This window comes from Kitasatospora sp. NPDC057015, from assembly GCF_042673745.1.
Lineage (GTDB): Bacteria > Actinomycetota > Actinomycetes > Streptomycetales > Streptomycetaceae > Kitasatospora.
Window position 1 is genome coordinate 1 of sequence record NZ_JBHUSG010000142.1, and the last position, 1,583, is coordinate 1,583.

General features: G+C 56.4%; 2 protein-coding genes. Both read left to right on the forward strand.

Annotated features, from left to right (window positions below; translation table 11 throughout):
- Window positions 1-126 precede the first annotated feature (126 nt).
- Window positions 127-636 carry a phage virion morphogenesis protein gene (locus tag ACFTWP_RS41685; RefSeq protein WP_105818908.1) on the forward strand — a complete coding sequence of 170 codons (510 nt, stop codon included), beginning with the start codon at window positions 127-129 and terminating at the stop codon, window positions 634-636.
- Window positions 637-1,031: 395 nt separating this feature from the next.
- The gene (locus ACFTWP_RS41690; RefSeq protein ID WP_105818909.1) at window positions 1,032-1,457 is read left to right on the forward strand and encodes an RICIN domain-containing protein; all 426 of its coding nucleotides are present in this window, start codon (window positions 1,032-1,034) and stop codon (window positions 1,455-1,457) included.
- The last annotated feature ends 126 nt before the right edge of the window (window positions 1,458-1,583 follow it).

Here is a 1,583-nt window from a genome sequence, read left to right on the forward strand (position 1 = left end):
TATTATAGGAATCAATTGGATCGGCTGTTCGCCGTTCCTTCGTGCGGGCGTCGGAGAACGCCACGGAGGAGAGCATATTCTCGATGACAAGGGCAAAACTATAGGACAACTTCCAAATTGGAGAAAATGGTCGCGTCCGAGTACGAAGGCCGCATTGCGGCCACGACGAGTGTCCTGGCGACCGGATGGGTGACGCAGGCGCGCGCCGAGGATTGGGCGTCTGGTCTGCTCGGCCAGCTCACGCCCGCGCAGCGCGTGGTCCTGGCGAAGGGGCTGGCCGGCGAGCTGCGCCGGCGTCACTCGCGACGCATCGCCGAGGCCCGCAATCCGGACGGTAGCCGCTTCGCGCCGCGCAAGCCGCAGGCCCGGCGCAAGAAGGGGCGCATCCGGCGCGCGATGTTCGCGAAGCTGCGCACCGCCCGCTTCCTCAAAACCGCCGCGACGGCAGACGCTTCCGTGCCGCATTTCACGCGCCAGGTCGAGCGCATCGCACGCGTTCACCAGGAGGGCCTGCGCGATCGGGGCGAACGCAACCGTGGTCCAGTCGTGCGGTATCCGGTACGCGAGCTGCTCGGCCTAGGAGATGCCGATGTCGACAGGATCGCCGATGTCGTCCTCGACTTTCTGGCGCAGTAGTGCGACGCACGCCGGTTTTCTTTGCACGGCCTGTCATTCGAAAGCTCCCCGGCCGCCACCACGAACACTCCACGGAAGGAGACCGATATGGCGCCCATTGGATTCCATAAAATCAACAGCCACTGAACTGTAGATTCAAAGACGTGAAACCGAACAATGCGCCCAATTATTTTAGAGGTTTATTGAAATCCAATTTCCACCTCAACACATCAAATCAAACAAACAAACAACGAAATAATCACAAATAAAATCGATTATTTACATTTATCAGACCCGCAAACATGACAGGTAGAATTCCTCAAACCCCCATCTATTATTAGTTAGCTGAGTTCATTCGAACCCGGCGACACCGAAAAACGGGGTCATATTTTTATAGAGCGATTAGGAGAGAAAAAATGGGCGTCTATATTATTGAATACTCTCAAGATCCGAACTATGTGATTGGGGTCACGGATCAATCACAGGACAACCCTGTCGTCCTTAGAAGCAAAAACGGGTTGGCACCTCGCTATGGCTTTTGGGATGTCAACTTCGACACCGGCATCGTCTCGCTGAATTCGAGTGGCGGAGTGCTCGCGATAGGTGCAGACCGGATCGCACCTGAATCCCTCCTGAAGCTCAAGCCCAGCGCCAGCGCAATCCAATGGGATTTCTTCTCGAAACCCGGATACATCGTACCTAGGTCCGATGAATCGTTGTGCCTCGACGACAAGGGTCGCGTCGTCAAGGATGGAAACCCGATCTGGCTCTTCCCGATCAATGGCTCACCTGCCCAGCAGTGGCGTTTGGTCCCGCTGAACAACCTCAAGTCCTTCGAATAAAACGCAAATCAGAGTCGGCTCCCACCAAGGAACCATCTGCTTTCGAGGCTCACGCGCCGCTTGAGCCGGACCACGTCAATACTGAAGCCCGCTGATCGAAGGCCAGCGGGCTTTTTCGTTGTGGGC